The following is a 19,798-nucleotide window of genomic DNA, read 5'->3' as shown; positions in this document are numbered from 1 at the left end:
CACACAATGAAATAGAGAAAATGTGAATTTTTTGTGATGTGTAATGGTGCAATTCTGCACCATTTTGGGGCATTACTTATTAGTGTGTCGTTCCAGCGACAAGTTTAATATCTTGCTTTTGTGTAATGGCGCTGGTTAATAGGATTTTTATTCCTTTAACTAGGGTGTCAATGTCCATACTGGGTGCACCAGGGTGGTGCGCCGCTTGGGAGGGCAAGTATGGAATATGCACAAAGCCACCACGGCACGCTAAGTCATGTGTACTAAGATAGTGCAGTAATCCATACATCACATGGTTGCACACGTAAGTGCCCGCAGTATTAGAAATACTTGTAGGAACTCCCGCTTGAAGCGCACTACTTAGCATACTTTTTATTGGTAAAGAGGCAAAGTAAGCATCGGGTCCGTGTGTAATGACTGGTGTATCTATCGGCTGGTTTCCTGCGTTGTCGGCTATTCTGGCATCGTTAACGTTAATCGCGATACGTTCGATGGAGATATCACAGCGTCCACCAGCCTGGCCTAAACAGATCACGATACTTGGGTGATACTTATCTATCGCTTGTGTTAAAGACTCAATACTTTTGTCAAATTCACAAGGTAACTCTTTTGTGTGGATCAGGTGACCTTCAATGGTTTCACCTTCTAAAAGCTGAGCTAATTGCCATGAAGGGTTAATGGACTCACCACCAAATGGGGTGAATCCAGTAACGAGGACACAAGGTTTACTGTAACTGGACATTAAAAAACGACTCCGTACATAAGAAAAATATTAATCACCAATAACGTTATAGCGGTTGGTATTTGCACTTTAATGACTTGGTACTTATCTTTTAAATCTAACAGTGCCGCTGGCACGATGTTGAAATTAGCAGCCATCGGTGTCATCAGTGTTCCACAATAACCCGAATACATGCCAATTGCGACGAGCGGTGCAGGATCCGCGCCATGCCCTTGGATCAAAAATGGCAGTGCAATACCTGCCGTCATTACTGGAAATGCGGCAAAAGCGTTTCCCATAATCATGGTAAATAGTGCCATGCCAACACAATACAGCACAACGAGCATAAAACGGTTATCTGGCGAAATAAATAATGTCACTAAGTCTTGGATAGCAGTGCCTGTGTTTGCGACGATAAATACACCGCCAAGCATTGCTAGCATCTGTGGCAATATTGCTGCCCAGCCTATTGAATCAACTAAGCGACGAGACTCAGAAAGTGCTTGTAATGGACTGCCTTTGGTTATCTTCCAACTCACCAGTAAAGCGATGGTGCAAGCGAGTGTCAGTGCTGAAAGCGTTACGTGACCCTGATCGAATAGATAAAAATCGCCGAGCTGGATCTCACTTAAGATGATAGTACAGATAACAGTAACGATTGGAATAAGTACAGCAGGAACAAACAATTTATTACCAAACCGATTTGCATCTTCTGTTTTGGCTCGTTCGCACGGCATTTCGTAATTTCCCATGGAAACCATATTCATACCTGCAAGCAGTGCGATGATCACCACGTTGATGCCAATCCATAAATAAGTATTTCGCTCACCGATCAATGTGATAGAAGCATCACCAAAGATAAAGACAGAGCCAAATAAAAACCAAAATAGGGCGGTGGTGAGACGCTTAGGATGGGCCTTATCTTGTAGCGTTTTTACCACCAAAAACATCACGATAAATCCAATCAATAAATAGATGTTGTCAATTGAAAGTAGGCTAGATTGCGCGTCAGAGGTGTTCATTAAGCTCATAATGACTCCTCCTTAAGCGCCGAATTTGTGTTGCTAGGTGTTTGCTCTTCTTCGCTTTGTTGCTGCTGACAGCGCGCAATTTCTGCCCGGATTTTTGCCTCAAATCGCGATAACCGGAAAAGATGAACAATGAGCGCGGCAATTGCAGTTGGTATTGCCCAAAGTCCGATATGCAGCGGTTCAATTCCGGCAATGCCGTTTTCTTTTAAAAAAGCATCCATCAGTAGTACAGCACCAAAAGCGATAAAAATATCCTCACCAAAGAAGACGGCGATGTTATCGCAGGCGGCAGCATGTGCGCCTATCATGTCTTTTACATCTTGTGGCAGGTCGCCGTATTGGTTTGCCGCAGCGCCTATCGCCATCGGAGCAAGCAGTGGTCTAACGGTTTGCGCTTGGCCTGCTAAATTGATTAACCCCAGCGCTGCGGAGCACTCACGGACTACAAAATACATACTTAGAATTCGAGAAGTTGTCGCCCCTTTTATACCCGCAACCCAAGCTTTAGCTCGTTGCTGTAAGCCGTAACGTTCTAAAATTGCAATCACGGGTAAGATAAGTAGAAAGCTTGCAAGCTGGCGAGAGTTCATAAACTTTTCGCCAAAGGTGGCAATTAAGTCGACAAAGTCTATTCCAACGGCAAAACCAGTAACTAGACCTGCCGAGGTGACAACCAATAAGGGATTAAACCTCAGAGCAAAGCCAATAACAATCACAGCAATGCCCGAAAGAGGAAGGAGATTTAGCTCAGTCATTTTGTTGTTCTTTATTTTTAAGCGCTAGCCTTAGCTGATTGAGATGCGCCTGTACTCGGTGAGATTCCTTTGCTGCATCTATAAGGGATGTTGATTTTAAATGGATACAATCGCCCGCGCCCAATTGGCTCAAGTGGCGCATATCGGCTTGAATGATGGTACCAATAATTGGATAACCGCCTGTGGTTTGGCAGTCATTCAATAGGATAATGGGCTCGCCACTGGGGGGCAGCTGAATAACGCCTGGGTGGACAGCTTGGGTTGCAATATTATGTGCATGTATTAGGTTGCTATGGCCACTTAGGCGAATGCCCATGCGATTACTGCTGGGATTTACTTTCCAAATGGTGTCGTTTAATACACTTAGTGTCTGTTTGGAAATTAACTCGAGATGCGGGCCTGGGATAAAGTGAATGAGCTTTTCATAACTGGGCTGTAGACCACCAACGGCGCCTTTGGCAGTGCTCGGCGTGTAGCTTAGTTTGTCCCCTTGTTTAAGAGCTCGGCCGCATATTCCCCCAAAGCTTGCCATGAGATCGGTTGAATAACTCCCAAGCAGCTTGTCTATGTTGGTAAATCCACCTTCGACCACCAAATAAGCGCGTAAACCATCGCGATTTTGTTTAAATGTCAGCTGATCTCCAGCTTTAGCGCTGTAGCGCCAGCAAGGGTATATCGCTTCATCGTTTAAAACGGCATTGAGATCTGCCCCCGCGATAACAAAGTTAGTGGGGGCGTGGAAGTGAAACTCGCATAAGCCAATGGTCACTTCAATAGCTGCACTATCGTCGTCATTTGACAAGAGTGTATTTGCAAGTTTAAGCGCAACAGGGTCGATGACACCAGCTTGACTTACTCCTAAGTGGCGAAGTCCTTGGCGACCAATGTCTTGAATAGTTGAAAGTGGCCCAGGTTTAATAACTTCTAGCATGATTTCTCCACAAAACGCACGATATCTCCTGGTTGTAGCAAGCTTGCTGATGAAGAATTTGGGTCAAATAGCGTAGCATTGGTTTGTCCCAGTAAATGCCAGCCACCGGGAGATTGGCTCGGGTAAATTGCACTGTAGCTGTCTGCGATGGCAATACTGCCTTTGGGGACCTTGGTAACTGGTGTGGATTTTCTGGGTAATTGAAGTGCGGCTGGTAACCCTGATAAGTAAGCAAAACCAGGTAAGAAGCCAATAAATTGTACTTGATAATCAACGCTTGAGTGTAGCTCGATAAGCTGTTTTGGTGTCAGTTGTAATTGGTCTGCTATGCGTTCAAAATCCTGTCCGAATTCTTTGCCATAAAACACCTCAATATGATGGTGTGTTGGCTTTACCTCTGCTACCTCTAGGTCTTGCCAATGTGCTTGGATTTTATGTTGCCACTGATCGGCTTTACGGGGGTCTTTTAAATAGGCAGTAACGGAAGATTTGGCAGGCACCACATCAATAAAATCACCGCTACTATCAAGCCATTTCTTGAGGGCGAATAATCGTTGGTTAATTGGATTCTTGCTATCAGGCAAACATATTGCATTTATAACAATTGCTTGCTCACCTAATAGATAACAACTCACATCGGACATAGACAATAACAATTGGTTGCTTTGGTAAACGTTATATTTCTTATAACACACCTCGCAATTGAAACGAAGTTATTGCTACTAGTTGCCATTGTGTTGCAGTTACAAAAAAGCCGTGTTTTAACACGGCTTAAAATATAAGGATTTATTTAGCAGTTAATAGCCATTGACTCAGAAGGCGAACGCCATAACCTGTACCACCAGTTGGTACTTCGTCTTTTGCTGAGCTTGAAAGTGCGTTACCTGCAATATCAATATGAACCCAACGGGTGTCACCTGCAAATTGTTGTAGGAAAGTTGCAGCAGTTGTTGCACCAGGACCACCTGAACCTACGTTTTGGAAATCGGCGATGTCAGATTTTAGTTTGTCCTTATAGCCAAGCGGTAGACGCCATACGTTTTCGTTCACAACCTTACCTGCGTTGGTAAATTCTGTAATTAAGCTATCATCTTCAGAGAAAATTGCAGAATATTCGTTACCAACAGCACCAATTTTAGAGCCAGTTAATGTCGCAACATCAATCATGATCTCAGGGCTGTAATGTTTACGTGCATACCACATCGCATCAGATAGCACCAAACGGCCTTCAGCATCTGTGTTGACAACTTCTACGCTAATACCTTCTGCAGTACGCAGTACATCACCCGGTGCGATTGCATACTGAGACACCATATTTGCTGCCATCCCCATCACAGCGACCACGTTTACGTCTGCTTTGCTCAGTGCCATTGCTTTTACTGTACCAAGCACGGCAGCCGCGCCCGCCATGTCAGATTTCATGCGTGCAATCGACGCGCCGGTTTTGATGCTATAACCACCAGAATCAAAAGTAATTCCTTTACCGATCAGGGCAATTGGTGTCTCGTTGTTACCTTTATAGTGTGCAACAACTAAACGAGAGCCGTGCTCACTACCACGGCCAACGCCCTCAAGTGCGCCCATGCCGAGCTCTTTAAGTTCAGCTGGTGCTAATACTTTTACTTCAACGCCATATTGTTCAAGTTCCTTTGCTGCTTTTGCAAAATCAACCGGGGTCATTTCTGTTGCGACTTCAGAGGTTAAGTCTCGCGCTAAAAATACGCCAGCTTGAATGTGTTGTAGTGCTTTATACTGAGCCTCTGTTGCTTGCTTATCGGCAACGTCGAAGTGGTAGCTTACGTTAAAAGTGTTTGGTTCTTTTTTGTATACTTCGAAGGTGTGGTCACGAAGGTTTGCACCGTGTGCAAATTGTGCCGCTAGTTCTGCATTTGAGAGCGCTCCCTCAACGTCTTCGAATGCAACTGCAACATTCTCCAGCTTCTTACCTTCAAATTTAGCGTGTAAATTACCGCCAAGTTTGGTCATTTTGCTCGCGTCGAGTGCGCTTGTGTCACCCAAACCAACAATGAAGATACGCTTATAATCAGAGTCTATTGGCGCTAATACTTCAACTGTTTTGCCATACGTCCCTTTAAAGTCTTCCGCAGCAATTGCGCGCTCCAATTGTTTGCGAGTGTCTTTATCAAGGAACTTTAGGCTACTTTGGCTTTCACCAGCTTGAAAAATTACCAGTGCATCAGCGTCTGCAAGCTTGGTATTGAACTCAAAGTCAGCGGCATTTGCAGAAGTCATGCTGGCAACCGCCAGCGCTAAAGCAGAAAAACGCGTAGTCAATGACATAATCTTATCCTCAGATAACTAAAATTGCGGCGTTTTTACCTTAATCAGAGAAATTTAGACACAATTTGTCGGTGAAGTAACAGGTTTTACCGTTCAGTGACATTAGGTAAGAGGCTTGTCAGCACAATGCCTAATATCGTGATCATAATGTAGAGTGCAAGTAACACATTAATTGAAAATGCCGAGGCAATGACACCAAGTGCGCTTGTTAATAAAAGCACAATACCGATAATTGTGTTACTGAGCGTGACGTAACTGGTGCGTTTGTTTCCTTCAGCCATATCGACCACGTAGGTTTTGCGGCCCACGCGCACGCCTTGGTGAGCGATAGCAATAACAAAATAGCAAAGTGGAATGAACCAGATTGTTTCTAGCAGTGAAGAATAAAATAAAGCAGTTGCCAGTAGTATTGCAGTGATAGCAACGGTGATTGTAGCGCCATACATCATCACGTGTTTACTTGATTGATCGGCAAGACGACCCCAAAAAGCCCCACTGACTAAACTGGCAAGCCCAGACACCGCTAACAAAGCTGCCAACACCCATGCTCCGTTGCCGATATTCTGCTGCGCCAGCACGGTGAAATAGGGCGGAATAAGCGCGGAACTTAACAAAAGCCCACGCGCAAAGATAAATTTTTTCAGAGTTGGGTCTGTTTTTAACAGCGTGAAATCTTGCTTTATTTTATCTAATCCGTTTTCACTGCCTTCGGTGGCGCCTTCATATTCTTTAATTCTTGAGAACGTTAACGCACCTATCAGCCAAAAGATTGCAGCCAGTACCAGTGTGATCACAAAGTTGACATTGTTTACTTGAGTGGCAGCGATAAAAAGCCCAACACCAAATGTAACAGTTATAAGTCCACTGACAGAGGCGGCTTGGCCGCTTAGCTGGCCGCGCTTTTGTTTAGGGATAGTTTTACCTATGACATCTTTTGACGACACAGAACTTAAGCTGCGAGCGATGCTAAAAATCGCCAGCAATCCAAGTACCAACCAAGCGTACAATTGATTTTCAGTTTGTTGCCATGCAAGCAGTGCCATAAGCAGTACACAAGTAGCTTGAGTAAGTGCGCCGAAAGACCAAAGGTACTTTCGTTTAGCGTGCTTACGCACCCATTGGCCAATAAACAATTGTGGGATCAGTGAACCGGACTCGCGAATGGGGACCAGAGCCGATATCAAATAAGCGGGAGCACCGAGTGATTGCATCAGCCAAGGTAGTGTGATCTTTGGGTTGAGTAGGGCATCTCCCAATTGACTAAATAGTTGACTCAATAAAATAAGTACGTAGTTACCGGGAACTTCTTTACACGCCTTATCGTCAATCGCTTTACAGGCACGCGCTTCGTCATCATTGGTTAGCTTTTGATAGAGATTCTCACTTATTTTACTCACACCCATTCCTTTATTTTGCAGACAGCCTACTTCACTATCATGAACGACTTTAGATGAAATGATAATTAACCTTTAGCGGTCTCATTTAATACGCAGTAAATCATATTAAGTTCAATAAGTATGAAGTGATAGTCATACTTAGTTGTAACATACAGCATTGAGAGGGTAGTGATGAGAACATTACAGGTGGCCGCATCGATAGGGTTTATCATGATGTTAGGTGTGGGTGTATCGGCGCTCGCGGGGACAGATATGCCAAAGCCTAAAGTTGATGGCGCAAGTAACCATATTAAAACGTTAGTGTTGGGCTCCGGTTGTTTCTGGGGTCCAGAAAAACGCTATGAAAAAATGACGGGCGTGATAGATGCTGAATCTGGCTATGCCGACGGTAAAGGGTTTAAGCCAAGTTATAGAGAAATCATTAAATCGAGCCGACGCTTTGATGAAGACAACTATGCGGAGGTGGTAAAGGTAACTTACAACGCAAATCTTATCACCACCGATGCGCTGCTAAAGTACTACTTTGAAAGTCATGATCCAACCCAAAAAAATCGGCAGGGTAATGACGTTGGAACGCAGTATCGTTCGATCATTCTCTATACTGACGATCAACAAAGTGACAAGGCCCACACATTAAAAGCGCAGTATCAACATTTATTATCTGAGCAAGGCTATGGCGACATTCAAACCAAGATTAAGCCGCTTAGAAAATTTTATCCAGCGGAAGAGTATCATCAAAACTACTTAACCAAGAATCCCAAGGGATACTGCCCAGATCACAGCACGGGAGTGACCTTTGATAAGGTTGCGAAAGATAAAACAGATAACACTATGCTAGCCCAAGGTAAGCATATAGTGATTGTTGATGCTAAAAGCTATTGCCCTTATTGCGAGAAGCTAAAAAAAGAGGTATTAAACGACTATCAAGGTGATATCCCACTGCACTTTCGCTATGCAGATCAACTCGAGGGGCTAATGATAAAAACCGCGACTTGGGCGACGCCAACGATCTTATTTATTGAAAATGGTGTTGAGTCTCTAGGCTTTCAAGGTTTTATGGCGAGAGAAGAGTTTTACAAGGCACTCGGTGCTTTTAAGCTAGGTCGTTCAGAAGCTTTTGACATTGCCTTTCAAAAAGGCACAGAAAGACCATTTTGCAAGCAGTATGATATCTTTAAAAACACACCTGATGGCGTATTTATCGATAAATTAAGCGGCAAGGTTCTTTTTGACACCCGAGATAGATTTAACTCAGGCACTGGGTGGCTGTCGTTTACCCACCCAGTAAAAGACAGCGTGACCTATCACAAAGATTTAAGCCACGGAATGGTGAGAACTGAAATACGCTCAAAAAGCAGTGGCATTCATTTAGGCCATGTCTTTAAAAATGAAGGGCCAAAAGGTCAAGACCGCTATTGTATCAATGCCCAAGTACTTGAATTTAAAGCAAGGGAGGCGCTTTAGGTATTACGCCTAAAGTCACCTTTTGCTGAGCAGGCAGACATAAACCAAAGTCGAAGTTACTTTTGTGTATCAAGGGAACATGTTTACTTGTTAACTTTTCAAAGTGGTACTTTGGCTGCTTCCTCCTAAAATTTGATCTGCCGTTCATGTGGCCATTTATACTAATTTGGCTCTAGACTAATATGGTAACAGGTTGATTTTTATTCAATACCCAGTTAGTTTCGTCAACACTTAACTTCAAAATACGCAAAAGGAATTCTTATGCACCGTATACATATTCTGTGTCTAATTTGTTTGTGGTGGCTCATTACGGTACCGACAGCGGCTGCCAATGAAACTCCTCACCAAGTCAAAGCACTCAAAATCACTACGCTGTCGACCATGCTTGCGGACCGTGGCATTGGCGAGTGGGGGTATGCAGCACTAGTTGAAGTGGACGGCCGAAAAATTCTTTTTGATACGGGTAATCGGCCGCAAACGGTGCTGCAAAATGCGCGAGACTTACGGATCGATTTGTCCGATGTAGAAGACGTAATTTTAAGCCATAATCATGGCGACCACACTGGCGGACTAGAAACGTTAAGAACCGAGCTGAGTAAAGAGAATGCAAAAGCAATGTCTCGCATTCATGTTGGTCACGGTATTTTCGCAAAACGTGCAGGTAGAGAAAACCGCATGCACACGATGAAGCTCGCGCTTGAAAAACAAGATGTGATTTTCAAACAATACAGTGAGGCGCAAGAAATTTACCCAGGTGTTTGGTTAACAGGCAATGTTGAGCGCATTCACCCCGAACATAATTGGAGTGGAAATAGCAAACTTGAAGGTAAGCACGGCCATATAGAAGATAACATTCCAGAAGATATGTCACTGGTGATAAATACCAAAGATGGTTTTGTATTAATAGCCGGTTGTGGGCATGCGGGCATCATCAACACGATGGAACACATAGTAAAAACGATCCACCCCGCAAATATTACGACGGCGATAGGCGGATTCCATTTAATGAATGCGGATGATAAACATTTGGCATGGACAGCAGGTAAATTACAGCAGTTTGGCTTAAAGAATATGATGGGGGCACATTGTACTGGTATTAACTCGCTATACGTGCTGCGTGAATTGATGAAGTCAAACCGTAAGCAAATGGTGGTGGGCTCTGTGGGGGACAGCTTTACTTTAAGTGAGGGCGTAAAGGCTGGCTATATCGCCCGTTGACCTCGGCTTAAATGAATTAGCTCAGCCTAAATCAGCTGTGGCGCTAAGGTACAGTAATTCAGGTTGGTAGCCGCATTGTTAAGTATTTAACGCGGCGCTTCCAAGTCCCACCTTTGTTATAGGTCTGATAAATTAAGTTAAGATTTATCAGACTTATAACAGGGCATCGCCAGCGCATTTAGCGTTTAATTTCTAAAGTTCGGCATCTATTGTATTTTGTAGTTGTTCCACCGCTGGCAACTTGCCATAGCATTCCTTTTGTCGTGTTAGTCAGTTGTCGTGTACAGTCTTTTTTATCGCCTGATTTAATCTTATAAGTGAGTTTTACTTTATAGTCTGTATTTTTGTTTAAAAAGTTTCCACGCCAATAAATACCTTTATCTGCGGCAATATTGCCCGAAAATTTTTCGTCATATATTTGGTTCCACCAACCATCACCATCTTGACCCTCAATGAACTCCCACACCGTCACTTTAGTCCAATCAGTAATGTAGCCACCTATATTGCAGTACGATACTGACAGAGGTAGATGTGTTCGACCTGAATTATTATCATGGAAATATTTTTCAGATTGGTTTTTTATTGCACTACATTTTTGTACTTTGTCATTAAGTTGTAGTGTGCCATAAAATTCAGCTCTTGCTGAGGTAGATAGCCCAGAAAAAATGGCGATTGTCGCGAGACTAAAAAATACCCCTTTGACATTTAGTTTGTTTTTATCAGAAGGTTTCACAGTGTACCTCTAGGTTTGAAAGTATTGGTAATCTAAGTGGGCATTAAACGACAAAATTATGAGGATAATGTGAAGGCTGAATTTAGCCTTCGTAAAGTGTTTAGTGTAAGCACCTTTTTTCACCCATGCATAATATTGCAATGACAGGGACAGCTAATAAGAAAATAGCGCCTTCTGCGATATCTCTTAGTGGTGTCGTAATCGCTGCTGATGCCTTTTCTGAAAAACTTTGTGCAACGCTAAAGTGGATTACGAGTGGGTGCTCAAATTGTTTGAAGTGAGCAAAGTTCAGATCCCGATTATCATATCTATCACCAACAAGTTTGACAGAAACACGACCAGACTTAAAACCATAGTCTTGGGCTTTTGCTTTTATCTCGTTCGGTGTATTAGGACTTAATAGAATATCAACCTTTCCTTCTACGCTTCGCATTGAACTGATGTGAAAGTCATTTCTTTCAAGAGAGATAAATGCCAAAAACGGGCTATCGAGTAGCTTGGCTAAGGTGGGATCAGTACGCAGTATGTAATGATGCTCTTTTCCAACAAAGATGAGATGTTTACCGTCTTCAGTTTTTAAAAAGGTCGAGATTTCATCTTGATAAGACGTGGTTTTAGTGATCTCATGATAGGTTGAACATGCTGTTGAAAAGCAGAGCAATATCGTTGTGAGTAGGGCTAATTTGAGGGTGTGTATCAGTTTTGTCATTTTCCTTCCTTGACGTATTTTTTATTCGTCGCGAACAGTACGATAATCGGTACTAGATTGGCAACAAAAATTTAATTATTTGACGCGAATTACATTGCTAAAGTCATAAAATAGGCGTATACATCGCGTCGAATTCTCGCTTTCTTTTTTAGGTGTATCTGTGGACTTTTTTTGGGTGTTGTTACTCATTAGCTTGAGTGCAGTTTTCGCGCTGTGTGAAATATCATTGGCAGCGGCACGCAAAGTTAAATTACAAACCTTATTTGATCTTGGTGACGTTAGAGCCAAGAAAGTATTATATTTGCAAGCCAATGCGCATCAGTTTTTTGCTGCGGTACAGGTGGTACTCAATGCCTTGGCAATTGTTGCGGGTATGATAGGTGAGTCGGTGTTTACCCCTTATGTATTGCAACTACTAAACTGGGTTGCAAGTTTTATGTTTGCCGATGTTGCGGCTCATGCCTCGATGTTATTGCAAATATCCACAGTGGTGTCGTTTTTACTGATCACATCGTTATTTGTATTGTTTGCTGATTTATTGCCAAAACGAATAGCCATGGTCATTCCAGAAACTATCGCGATGCGATTTATCCATCTTATGCTCGCCAGTGTATGGATTTTTAAGCCCATTATTTGGCTATTTAACGTGTTTGCTGATTGGATAATAAAGCTATTCAATTTACCAAATGAACGTGACGAACAAGTCACGCGTGATGATATTTATGCGGTGGTTGATCAAAGTGCTGAGCAGGGGGAACTGTGCGAGCATGAGTACAATATCATTGGCAATGTGCTCGACCTTAACCAGACTAATATTACCCAAGCGATGATCAACCGCGATGCAATCGTGTGGTTAGACATTCAAGAATCAGAAGAAAACCTGAGCACGTTAATTCAAGCGCACAGCTTTCAACAGTATCTGCTGTGTGATGGCTCGCTCGATAAAGTCATTGCTGCACCTGAAGCCAAACAACTACTTAGCAATATTTTGGCTAAAAAGCCGTTACTGGATGGTCAACAACAAGAATTCCATAAGCCGGTCATTTTACTTGATACCCTAAGTCTTTCCGATGCGCTAGATGGGCTGAAAAGTCATGAAAGCAACTGTGCAGTGGTGATCAATGAATTCTCAACTGTGGTTGGGATGGTAACCTTATCCAGCATCTTGAATTTAATTGCACTGAAAGACGACCAAGCAATAGAAGCCCAATTTCGACAAAAGGATAACACCCGATGGCTAGTGCAGGGTGATATGTCGATTAAGGACTTTCAAGCTTCGGTGATTGAGTACGAGTTTGAACCGATTGAAGCCATAGAAACCTTAGCCGGTTTTGTGATCCACAGGTTAAAGCATTTTCCTGCCGAAGGAGAGTCGTTAGAAGTGGATGGTTTTAAGTTCAAAGTAATAGAAATTCAAGGATTGGCCATTAGGCAAATTGAAGTAACCAAAGAGCCCCAACTATAAGGGGCTCAGTGTTTCCAACACCGCGTTGATCTCTTTTAGCACCAAAGCCGAGGAATCCTGCATAAAAAAGTGCCGACCGGGTATCGCTTTAGGCGTGATACCTTGTTTAAAGCAAGTTTCCCAATGGTGCATATCCGCCCCTGTTGCTGCTTTATCCCGAGTACCATATAACACGGTTGCAGGGACGTCGAGTTTACAAGCCGACTCGTATTGATAGGTCTCTCCCAGCTTAAAGTCTGCTTTTAACGTTGGCAGCATCAGTTGTTGCAGCTCGATATCGTTGAGCAAAGCCGGTGGTAATCCGCCCATTAAATTTACCGCCGCAATGAACTTCTTATCGTCAAGAGTATGGTAGGGGGACTTTCTTATTGCATATTGCGGTGCCTTCCTAGCTGCAATAAACAGGTGTTTAACGATATTACAACCGCTATGTTGAAGTGCTAAAGCAAGCTCATACGCAATATAAGCGCCATTGCTATGACCGTAAAAAACGCTGGGTAGTGGTGTTGCCTCGCTCAAAATAGGTGCTATTGCTTCGACCAAGGTATGAATATTATCAATGGCAGCTTCATGACTTCGCTCCTTTCGCCCGGGTGCTTGGAGAGCATATAAAGCGACATCTTCTGGCAGTTTTCCTACCCAGTTTTGGTAAACAGCTGCATCTGCGCCAGCAAAAGGAAAGCAAATGAGTTGTTTGCGAATGGTGTTAGGCTTATTGAGTAAGGAAAACCATTTAGAAGTAGAAAGCTGGTGGTTTATGCGCTCTTCTATTTTATGGGTAATCACGATACCTCCTTCACGGAGTAATCGGTAGCACTTATTTTGCTAGCAATGAGCCCTAAATGATTTCTAGCTAAATACAAGCTTAAAGCCGCTTGAATAACCACAGTTATCACAGACAGATGCCATAGTAACTCTACGGAAACTCGTTGTGTAAGTACGAGCCAGATAACAGGTAAAACAAAAGTGAATAGTCTGGAAGCATTGCTTATAAGAGAGGGGAAAGTATTACCTGTAGCCTGAAATATTCCCGAGCAACTATAAACGATACCTGTGGCGATGAAGTTAAATGCAACAATCTCCAAAAAGTACTGCGTTTGTTCGATGACATTTGCATCATTTGAGAAAGGAGTGGCAAGCAGGTGGCCGCAGTTTATTGCGATAACAGACATGAGCAACATAATGATTGACACACAGCACATTACCCAAAAAAAAGCATATCTAAATCGTGCTAAGTTATTTGCACCAAAGTTTTGCCCTGCAACTGCAGGAAGCGAAAAGACAACAGCCATCATGGGTAGAGAAAGTCCTTGAATTATCTTTGAACCGATACTGAGTGCTGCTTGGACATCCGTTGTGAGATCTTTGATTGCCCAAAACGTCAGCGAAATGTAGCAAAAGGTTAGCGTTAACTCGAGCCCAACGGGTCCGCCGATAACGAGTAGTTTTTTGATGGTGGAATGATCAATTTTCCATGCTTTTAGATCAATTCTTAGATAACCATCTGCTTTTCTGAAATATAAAAGGGTAACGACAATAGCTAATATAATGGAAATTGAACTTGCAAGTCCAGCCCCCGAGATCCCCATGGAAGGGATGGAGCCCCAACCGGTTATAAGTAAAGGGGATAGCAAGATATTGAGAAGGAGAGATCCGAGCTGAGCAAACATCATAGGTTTAACTATTCCTATACCTCGCATCGCTGCTCCCAAAGTAATAAATAAAAATTGCATTGCGAGACAAGGAATAAACCATTTAGTGTAAATCATAGCCGCTTCTCGAACTGCCAAGTCTGTAGTGGTATGTTGAAGGTAAAATTGGATTACAAATAGCCCAAAAGATAGCACCACCAATCCTAATATGCAGGACAATAAAATCGCTTGATTGAAGATTGAGTTTGATTCAGCTTGGTTTTTCTTGCCCACGGAGTTCGCAATTAATGTAGCGGTTCCAACGTTTAAAATCTGGCTAATCGCAAAAATAAAAAAGAGTACATTGCCAACTAAGATGAGTGCCGTCGTTTCTGCATCACCTAGCTGAGATACAAAATAGAGGTCGGTAAACATATAAAGTGTATGGACAAGCATACCGATAGCCAATGGCAAGGCCATTGATATGATATGTTTTGGAATTGAGCCTTGAGTTAAATCTTTCACACTATCATCCAATATCATGGGTTGTTGATGGCACTTTTTTCGGCCTATTTGCCGTGCGTTTATCAATATTGCTGTAATTTGGACGTTTGCCTTTTGAACTTATAAACCACTTAAAAGGGTGCAAAATACCAAGTCCAATGGCCGAAGGGGCAGGGAACAAATGTGGTTTAGTAACACCAATTTCCTGAGGTGAGCGCTCTGGGTGGTACTGGAAACTGTTAAAGGCTTTATCCCAAATACTTAGTTCAGAGCCGTAGTTTCCTGCTTCTTGTAAGTTGGTACTGTGGTGAAACCGGTGCAACTCGGGGGTTGCAATAAGGTGATTTAGCCATCCCATTTTGACATTGATATTGGCGTGTATGAAGTACCCTTGCAATACCGTAAATTGACCGGCAATAAATACGCTTTCGGCAGAAAAGCCTAATAATAGAAAGATAAGTTGAATAGTAACTGCGCTTATAATTACTTCAAATAGATGTACAACAACATTATTACTTGTTGTTACCTTGTTCGGAGTATGGTGAATACCATGAAAGCTCCACAAAGATAGGTACTTGTGCTGCAATCTATGAAGCCAATACCCCGTAAATGAACTAACGAGAATTGCTAGTAACACATTTTGTGACAGTGTTAGTGCATTTTCCTGAGGTGCCAAATAAATGGAGATGGTGCGAATGATGCCCGCGCCAATCGCGCCATAAATCATCACTAAAATGAAATAACGTCCATCTCTTTGCCATTCCTTTTTGCTTGGATGCCAGCTGTGCCGAAAAGGATTTATTCTTTCCATCACAACGAAGAAAAAAATAACGAATAAAACGGTGAAAAAAGTAGTGATACCAAGTTCAAGTTTTTCTGTAATCGCAAGCAAACTAATTGCACTAACTATTAAGAAAATGACTGGGTAGCAGAGTATACTCATAGCTTTAGCGGCCCTATTTTTTGTAGCTAAGTTATGCATATTGTTCATTCTCTTTTGGTTGCGTCGCAGTGTTGGCATTGCTTAAAAAAGGCGTAACTCGAAACCGTTTGCTATCTTGTAGACAAAGATATTGGGCTATATGTCTGCCGCTAGCCACGGCCTGAGCTACACCATTTGATGTTCCCCAGTGACCCGAAAAATAGAAATTATCCAAGTGAGGTAAAGTGGGCCCATGTCTGTTGATGTATTTTTCAAACTCTTCTGAGTAAGGAGAGAATGGGTCCCAACCTAATACTGTGCCATTGTAGTTTTTGGTATATCGTTCACAAGTAAGCGGTGTGACAACATCTATAAACTCAACGTTGTTCTCTAATTCCTCAAAGTGCTGAGAAAGAAATTGTAGTATCTTAGAGCCAACATCTTTCTTGGCGACTTTATATTCTACAGAGCGTCTTCGACGGGTGTGACTATTTCGTCCAATACTGATATGTTCGGATTGAACACTGTTTGCGTTTAAATTTTGCCATGGTTGACTGTCAGTAAGGTAAGTAATGTAGAGCACTGACTTACCTTCAGGAGCCTGCTTTGGTAATAGAGTGCTTCTAACTTGTACAGCTATTCCGCCGTGGTTAATACCTATCAACTCTGATTTCAGTTTATCGTCTATTAGATAGGTTGAATAAGGATCATGATCAGTGTAATCCTTATTAACGGCAATAAATACGGCAACTAAGCTAGGAAAAATGATGCCCTTTGGATCGCTATGCAGATGGCTATACATTTTATCCATTACAGGGTGAGGGTAGGCACCCTTTAATAAGTGTTGTGTTGTGTTGTAACTATCGCTTGCGCTGATCACGTAATCTGCAAAGTGTTCTTGTCCGTTGCTTAGTCGGATCCCAATAGCTTTATTGTTCTCAACCAAAATTTGGTCGACTTTCGCTTTATAGTGGATTTTTCCACCTAGTTTTTTCACTCTGCTAGCCAACTTTTTAGCCAATCCTAATGAGCCGACATCCGGAACTCCTATCGTTTTATCCGCGGCATTAGCAATATTAAAAGCGAAGGGCATAACTGGAAAATTCCCAAGTCTGTCATAAATTATCCAGTTAAGAGATTCAGCTAAAATAGGATTATTAAAGCGTTTTGAGTAGTCTTCTATACTGATAGACATTGTGTTCATCAATGTTTTCATGTAGGGAAGCAACTTCCACATCATTTTAGCTTTTTCCCACCATGTCATGAGTCCAGTATTTTTTAGAAATGGAAAGTGGGGACTACAACCAGCTAGTTTTCTAATATAGCCGCAAAACTCTTTAATATGCTTGGTATCTTCAGGAAACTGTTCGATTAAACTTAACTCGAGCTTATCGGGATCTGCGTGGAAAGTAACTTTTTGTCCATCTGGAAAAATTACGGTGTTGAATGTGTTAATATGGTAGATTGAAACGTCATCGAGGCAACCTAGTTCATTCCAAATTAAAGACATCTCATCTTTGTGGCCTGTGCCTTTTAACCAACTCAAACACCAATCAAAAGTAAAGTCCTTTCGCTGCCAAGAAGTACAGCATCCTCCGGGAGTTTCATGTAGCTCAAATATTGTCGTTTCGTAACCATTCATCTGGCTGTATGCTGCGGTGCTTAGACCTGACATGCCAGCTCCGATAATAATGACTGATTTTGTATTTTTTGACATTGTTATTCCTTGTCATATTCGGCGTGCATGTAATACAGTTAAGCATCGCCGAATAGTTATCTTGATGGCCTTAAGCTGTTTCGCAGGCAAGCTCTTGAAGCACGGCGGCAATCTCTTGGCACCAGTCGTTGATGCGCTGCTCGGTGAGTTCTGGTTGGTTATCATCATCAAGCGACAAGCCGAGAAACTCGCTGCCGTCTTCATTTAGCCCTTTCGACTTGGTGAAGTGGTAACCTGAATTTGGCCAGTAACCAATTGCTGTGGCGCCTTGTTCGGTTAGTTTATCGTGTAAGATGCCGATACCGTCTTGAAACCACTCGTCATAACCAACTTGATCGCCCTGACCGAAGATAGCCACGATTTTTCCGCTGAAATCCTGTTGTGCTAGGCTCTCCCAACGTGATTCCCAATCATCCTGTAAACCACCGTATTCCCACGTTGAAATCCCAAAAATCAAAAATTCATAGTTCTCGGTTAAGGTTAATTCGGTGTCTGCTATATCAAAGAGGTCGATGGTAAACTGGTTTAGGTTTGCTTTTATTAATTCTGCTGCGGCTTCAGTGTTACCTGTTGTGCTGCCATAAAATAGGCCAATACGAGTACTCATAATATTTCCTTTTAATTCTCTTGGTTAAGCAACATGCTGCTTTTGTTCGCTATAAGATTGAGGTTGGTGTAGTGAGTTTTCACCGATCCAAGCCTGAAACGGCTTGTCATCATCACGGCATACAAAGTGCAGAACATGTCTGCCTGTAGCTGCTGCACGGATCAACCCGCCGGTTGTCACCCAGTGACCAGCCATATAAAAGTTGCTAAGGCCTGGCAGTCCCGTTGTCCCGTTGGCATTTATTTCGTCTTCTAAACTTTCACCACTTTCCAAAAATGGCTGCCACGCCAATACCGTTCCTTTGCTGTTGCGGGTATAGCGAACTTGGGTCAAAGGGGTCGCGATGTCGATATATTCGATATGCTCTTTTAGTCCCTCAAAATGAGTGGAGAGCTTATCGATTATAAATTCACCTAAGGTCTTTTTAGCGAGGCGATATTGAACGCTACGCTTGACCCTAGTGTGATGGCGTTTAGTCGCCGTTGTTTCTTGGAAATTATTTAATTCAGCCCATGGCTCATAAGTTGAGAAGTAAGTGATATAAAGCACGGATTTGCCTTCTGGGGCGATATGCGGGTAGTACACATTGCGCACCTGCACATTGATCCCCGGGTGCGTCATACCAGGGCAGTGGACCAGATCTTGTTGGTCTAACAAGTGGGTGCGGCAATGAGGTTGATGGGTATAGTCCTTGTTTACTCCCAAAAATACAGAGACGTATCCTGGGAACATTTGACCATCGGTCTCCCTTAACTCGTCGTATAGCTTGTCTAACACAGAGCTGGAATACTGGCCCTCAAGCATGTTTTTTACCACATCCGTACCGTCACATGCTGAGATCACGATATCAGCATACATTTTTTGGCCATCGCTGAGCTCGACACCGATGGCTTTGTTGTCTTCGATCAAGATCTTGTGTACTCGGGTGTTGTATATGATGTCACCCCCCAACTTTTTATATCTTGCTTCCATCGATTGTGCGAGGCCTAAGGAGCCACCTTCGGGCACACCTGCATTTTTTTTCGCCGCGCAGGCCAAATTAAAGTAGAAAGGTAATAGCGGGAAACTAGGATGTTGCTCATAAAAGATAACGTTAAATGCCTTTTGCAGCAGCGGGTGTGAAAACTTAGCGGCAAAGTCCGACATCAATGTCGCCATGGATTTGCGGATTAAATTAAATTTTTTGATAAACGGCCACATCATTTTTAGCTTTTGCCAGCGTGACATAATGCCAACTGGCACCAGAAAAGGATAAGCGTCTATCATTTTGACGAATTCGCGAATGCCATCGCAAAATTGTTTGATGAGTTTCTTGTCAGCGGGAGAAATGCTCAAGAGGTGGGCTTCAAGTTTATCTGGATCTGCGTAGAAATGTACTTCTCCTAACTCTTCATCAATAACTGAATTGAAGATTTCAAAGTCTCTAATTTCTTTATCATCCAGCGCACCTAACTCTTGCCAGATTTGATTCATGCCGTTGCCTGTGCCACTACCCAGTAGCCAGCTAATACACCAATCAAAAATATAATCTCTGCGTTCCCACGATGTGCAGCAGCCGCCTGGAATATCGTGCAGTTCTAAGATCACGCTCTTGTAGCCGTTCATTTGTGCATAGCTACCGGTTGAGAGTCCACCCATGCCGGCACCTATGATGATCATAGATTGTCTTTGTGTGGTCATAATTCTGTCCTT

18 protein-coding genes are annotated in these 19,798 nt (G+C 42.8%); 3 read left to right on the top strand and 15 right to left on the bottom strand.

The window, feature by feature from the left end:
- Window positions 1-79: 79 nt before the first annotated feature.
- The 7 genes from pcp to NH462_RS19985 form a co-directional block, all read right to left on the bottom strand.
- A complete protein-coding gene (gene pcp / locus NH462_RS20015; protein ID WP_253107526.1) occupies window positions 80-742 on the bottom strand; it encodes a pyroglutamyl-peptidase I in 663 nt (220 codons plus the stop codon).
- Window positions 742-1,752 carry a DUF979 domain-containing protein gene (locus tag NH462_RS20010; protein ID WP_253107524.1) on the bottom strand — a complete coding sequence of 337 codons (1,011 nt, stop codon included), beginning with the start codon at window positions 1,750-1,752 and terminating at the stop codon, window positions 742-744. Before NH462_RS20010 ends, pcp begins: the two co-directional genes overlap by 1 nt.
- Window positions 1,749-2,507 carry a DUF969 domain-containing protein gene (locus NH462_RS20005; RefSeq protein WP_253107522.1) on the bottom strand — a complete coding sequence of 253 codons (759 nt, stop codon included), beginning with the start codon at window positions 2,505-2,507 and terminating at the stop codon, window positions 1,749-1,751. The genes NH462_RS20010 and NH462_RS20005 overlap by 4 nt, the downstream gene beginning before the upstream one ends.
- Complete coding sequence (locus NH462_RS20000) at window positions 2,500-3,438, bottom strand: biotin-dependent carboxyltransferase family protein (RefSeq protein ID WP_253107520.1); 939 nt, start codon at window positions 3,436-3,438, stop codon at window positions 2,500-2,502. Before NH462_RS20000 ends, NH462_RS20005 begins: the two co-directional genes overlap by 8 nt.
- The gene (gene pxpB, locus NH462_RS19995) at window positions 3,432-4,082 is read right to left on the bottom strand and encodes a 5-oxoprolinase subunit PxpB (RefSeq protein WP_290442485.1); all 651 of its coding nucleotides are present in this window, start codon (window positions 4,080-4,082) and stop codon (window positions 3,432-3,434) included. The genes NH462_RS20000 and pxpB overlap by 7 nt, the downstream gene beginning before the upstream one ends.
- Window positions 4,083-4,224: 142 nt before the next feature.
- Window positions 4,225-5,739, bottom strand: a complete 1,515-nt coding sequence (locus NH462_RS19990) for a leucyl aminopeptidase (protein WP_253107517.1) — start codon at window positions 5,737-5,739, stop codon at window positions 4,225-4,227.
- A gap of 86 nt (window positions 5,740-5,825) precedes the next feature.
- Complete coding sequence (locus tag NH462_RS19985) at window positions 5,826-7,142, bottom strand: MFS transporter (RefSeq protein ID WP_253107515.1); 1,317 nt, start codon at window positions 7,140-7,142, stop codon at window positions 5,826-5,828.
- 204 nt (window positions 7,143-7,346) lie between these two features.
- On the opposite strand from NH462_RS19985, the gene msrA reads away from it, so the two are divergent.
- Both msrA and NH462_RS19975 read left to right on the top strand, forming a co-directional pair.
- Window positions 7,347-8,600: a peptide-methionine (S)-S-oxide reductase MsrA gene (gene msrA / locus NH462_RS19980; protein ID WP_253107535.1), complete on the top strand. Its 1,254-nt coding sequence runs from the start codon at window positions 7,347-7,349 to the stop codon at window positions 8,598-8,600.
- 261 nt (window positions 8,601-8,861) lie between these two features.
- Window positions 8,862-9,818 (top strand): MBL fold metallo-hydrolase, encoded by a 957-nt coding sequence (locus NH462_RS19975; RefSeq protein ID WP_010372467.1) that lies wholly within the window; start codon window positions 8,862-8,864, stop codon window positions 9,816-9,818.
- A gap of 178 nt (window positions 9,819-9,996) precedes the next feature.
- Here NH462_RS19975 and NH462_RS19970 read toward each other — a convergent pair whose 3' ends face one another.
- Together NH462_RS19970 and NH462_RS19965 are read right to left on the bottom strand one after the other, a co-directional pair.
- Window positions 9,997-10,551, bottom strand: coding sequence for a hypothetical protein (locus NH462_RS19970; RefSeq protein WP_010372471.1), 555 nt, complete (start codon window positions 10,549-10,551; stop codon window positions 9,997-9,999).
- Between the two features lie 100 nt (window positions 10,552-10,651).
- Complete coding sequence (locus NH462_RS19965; RefSeq protein WP_253107513.1) at window positions 10,652-11,260, bottom strand: hypothetical protein; 609 nt, start codon at window positions 11,258-11,260, stop codon at window positions 10,652-10,654.
- A gap of 160 nt (window positions 11,261-11,420) precedes the next feature.
- On the opposite strand from NH462_RS19965, the gene NH462_RS19960 reads away from it, so the two are divergent.
- Entirely contained in the window at window positions 11,421-12,725 is a 1,305-nt protein-coding gene (locus NH462_RS19960; RefSeq protein ID WP_010372478.1) for a hemolysin family protein, read from the top strand.
- Here the strand turns inward: NH462_RS19960 and NH462_RS19955 are convergent.
- From NH462_RS19955 to NH462_RS19930, 6 genes are all read right to left on the bottom strand, one after another.
- Window positions 12,720-13,511 (bottom strand): thioesterase domain-containing protein, encoded by a 792-nt coding sequence (locus tag NH462_RS19955; RefSeq protein WP_017217507.1) that lies wholly within the window; start codon window positions 13,509-13,511, stop codon window positions 12,720-12,722. The genes NH462_RS19960 and NH462_RS19955 overlap by 6 nt on opposite strands.
- On the bottom strand, window positions 13,508-14,881 hold the full coding sequence (locus NH462_RS19950) for an MATE family efflux transporter (protein ID WP_253107511.1): 1,374 nt from the start codon (window positions 14,879-14,881) through the stop codon (window positions 13,508-13,510). Before NH462_RS19950 ends, NH462_RS19955 begins: the two co-directional genes overlap by 4 nt.
- Before the next feature lie 4 nt (window positions 14,882-14,885).
- Complete coding sequence (locus NH462_RS19945) at window positions 14,886-15,842, bottom strand: sterol desaturase family protein (protein WP_253107510.1); 957 nt, start codon at window positions 15,840-15,842, stop codon at window positions 14,886-14,888.
- The gene (locus tag NH462_RS19940; protein WP_253107509.1) at window positions 15,835-17,499 is read right to left on the bottom strand and encodes an NAD(P)/FAD-dependent oxidoreductase; all 1,665 of its coding nucleotides are present in this window, start codon (window positions 17,497-17,499) and stop codon (window positions 15,835-15,837) included. The genes NH462_RS19945 and NH462_RS19940 overlap by 8 nt, the downstream gene beginning before the upstream one ends.
- A 70-nt stretch (window positions 17,500-17,569) precedes the next feature.
- Window positions 17,570-18,106: a flavodoxin FldB gene (gene fldB / locus NH462_RS19935; RefSeq protein ID WP_010372491.1), complete on the bottom strand. Its 537-nt coding sequence runs from the start codon at window positions 18,104-18,106 to the stop codon at window positions 17,570-17,572.
- 24 nt (window positions 18,107-18,130) lie between these two features.
- Window positions 18,131-19,786 (bottom strand): NAD(P)/FAD-dependent oxidoreductase, encoded by a 1,656-nt coding sequence (locus tag NH462_RS19930; RefSeq protein ID WP_253107508.1) that lies wholly within the window; start codon window positions 19,784-19,786, stop codon window positions 18,131-18,133.
- Window positions 19,787-19,798 lie beyond the last annotated feature (12 nt).

This window comes from Pseudoalteromonas sp. OANN1 (genome assembly GCF_024124685.1).
In the GTDB taxonomy this organism is placed as follows: Bacteria; Pseudomonadota; Gammaproteobacteria; order Enterobacterales; family Alteromonadaceae; genus Pseudoalteromonas; species Pseudoalteromonas piscicida.
This window is presented reverse-complemented; position numbering and strand designations above follow the sequence as displayed.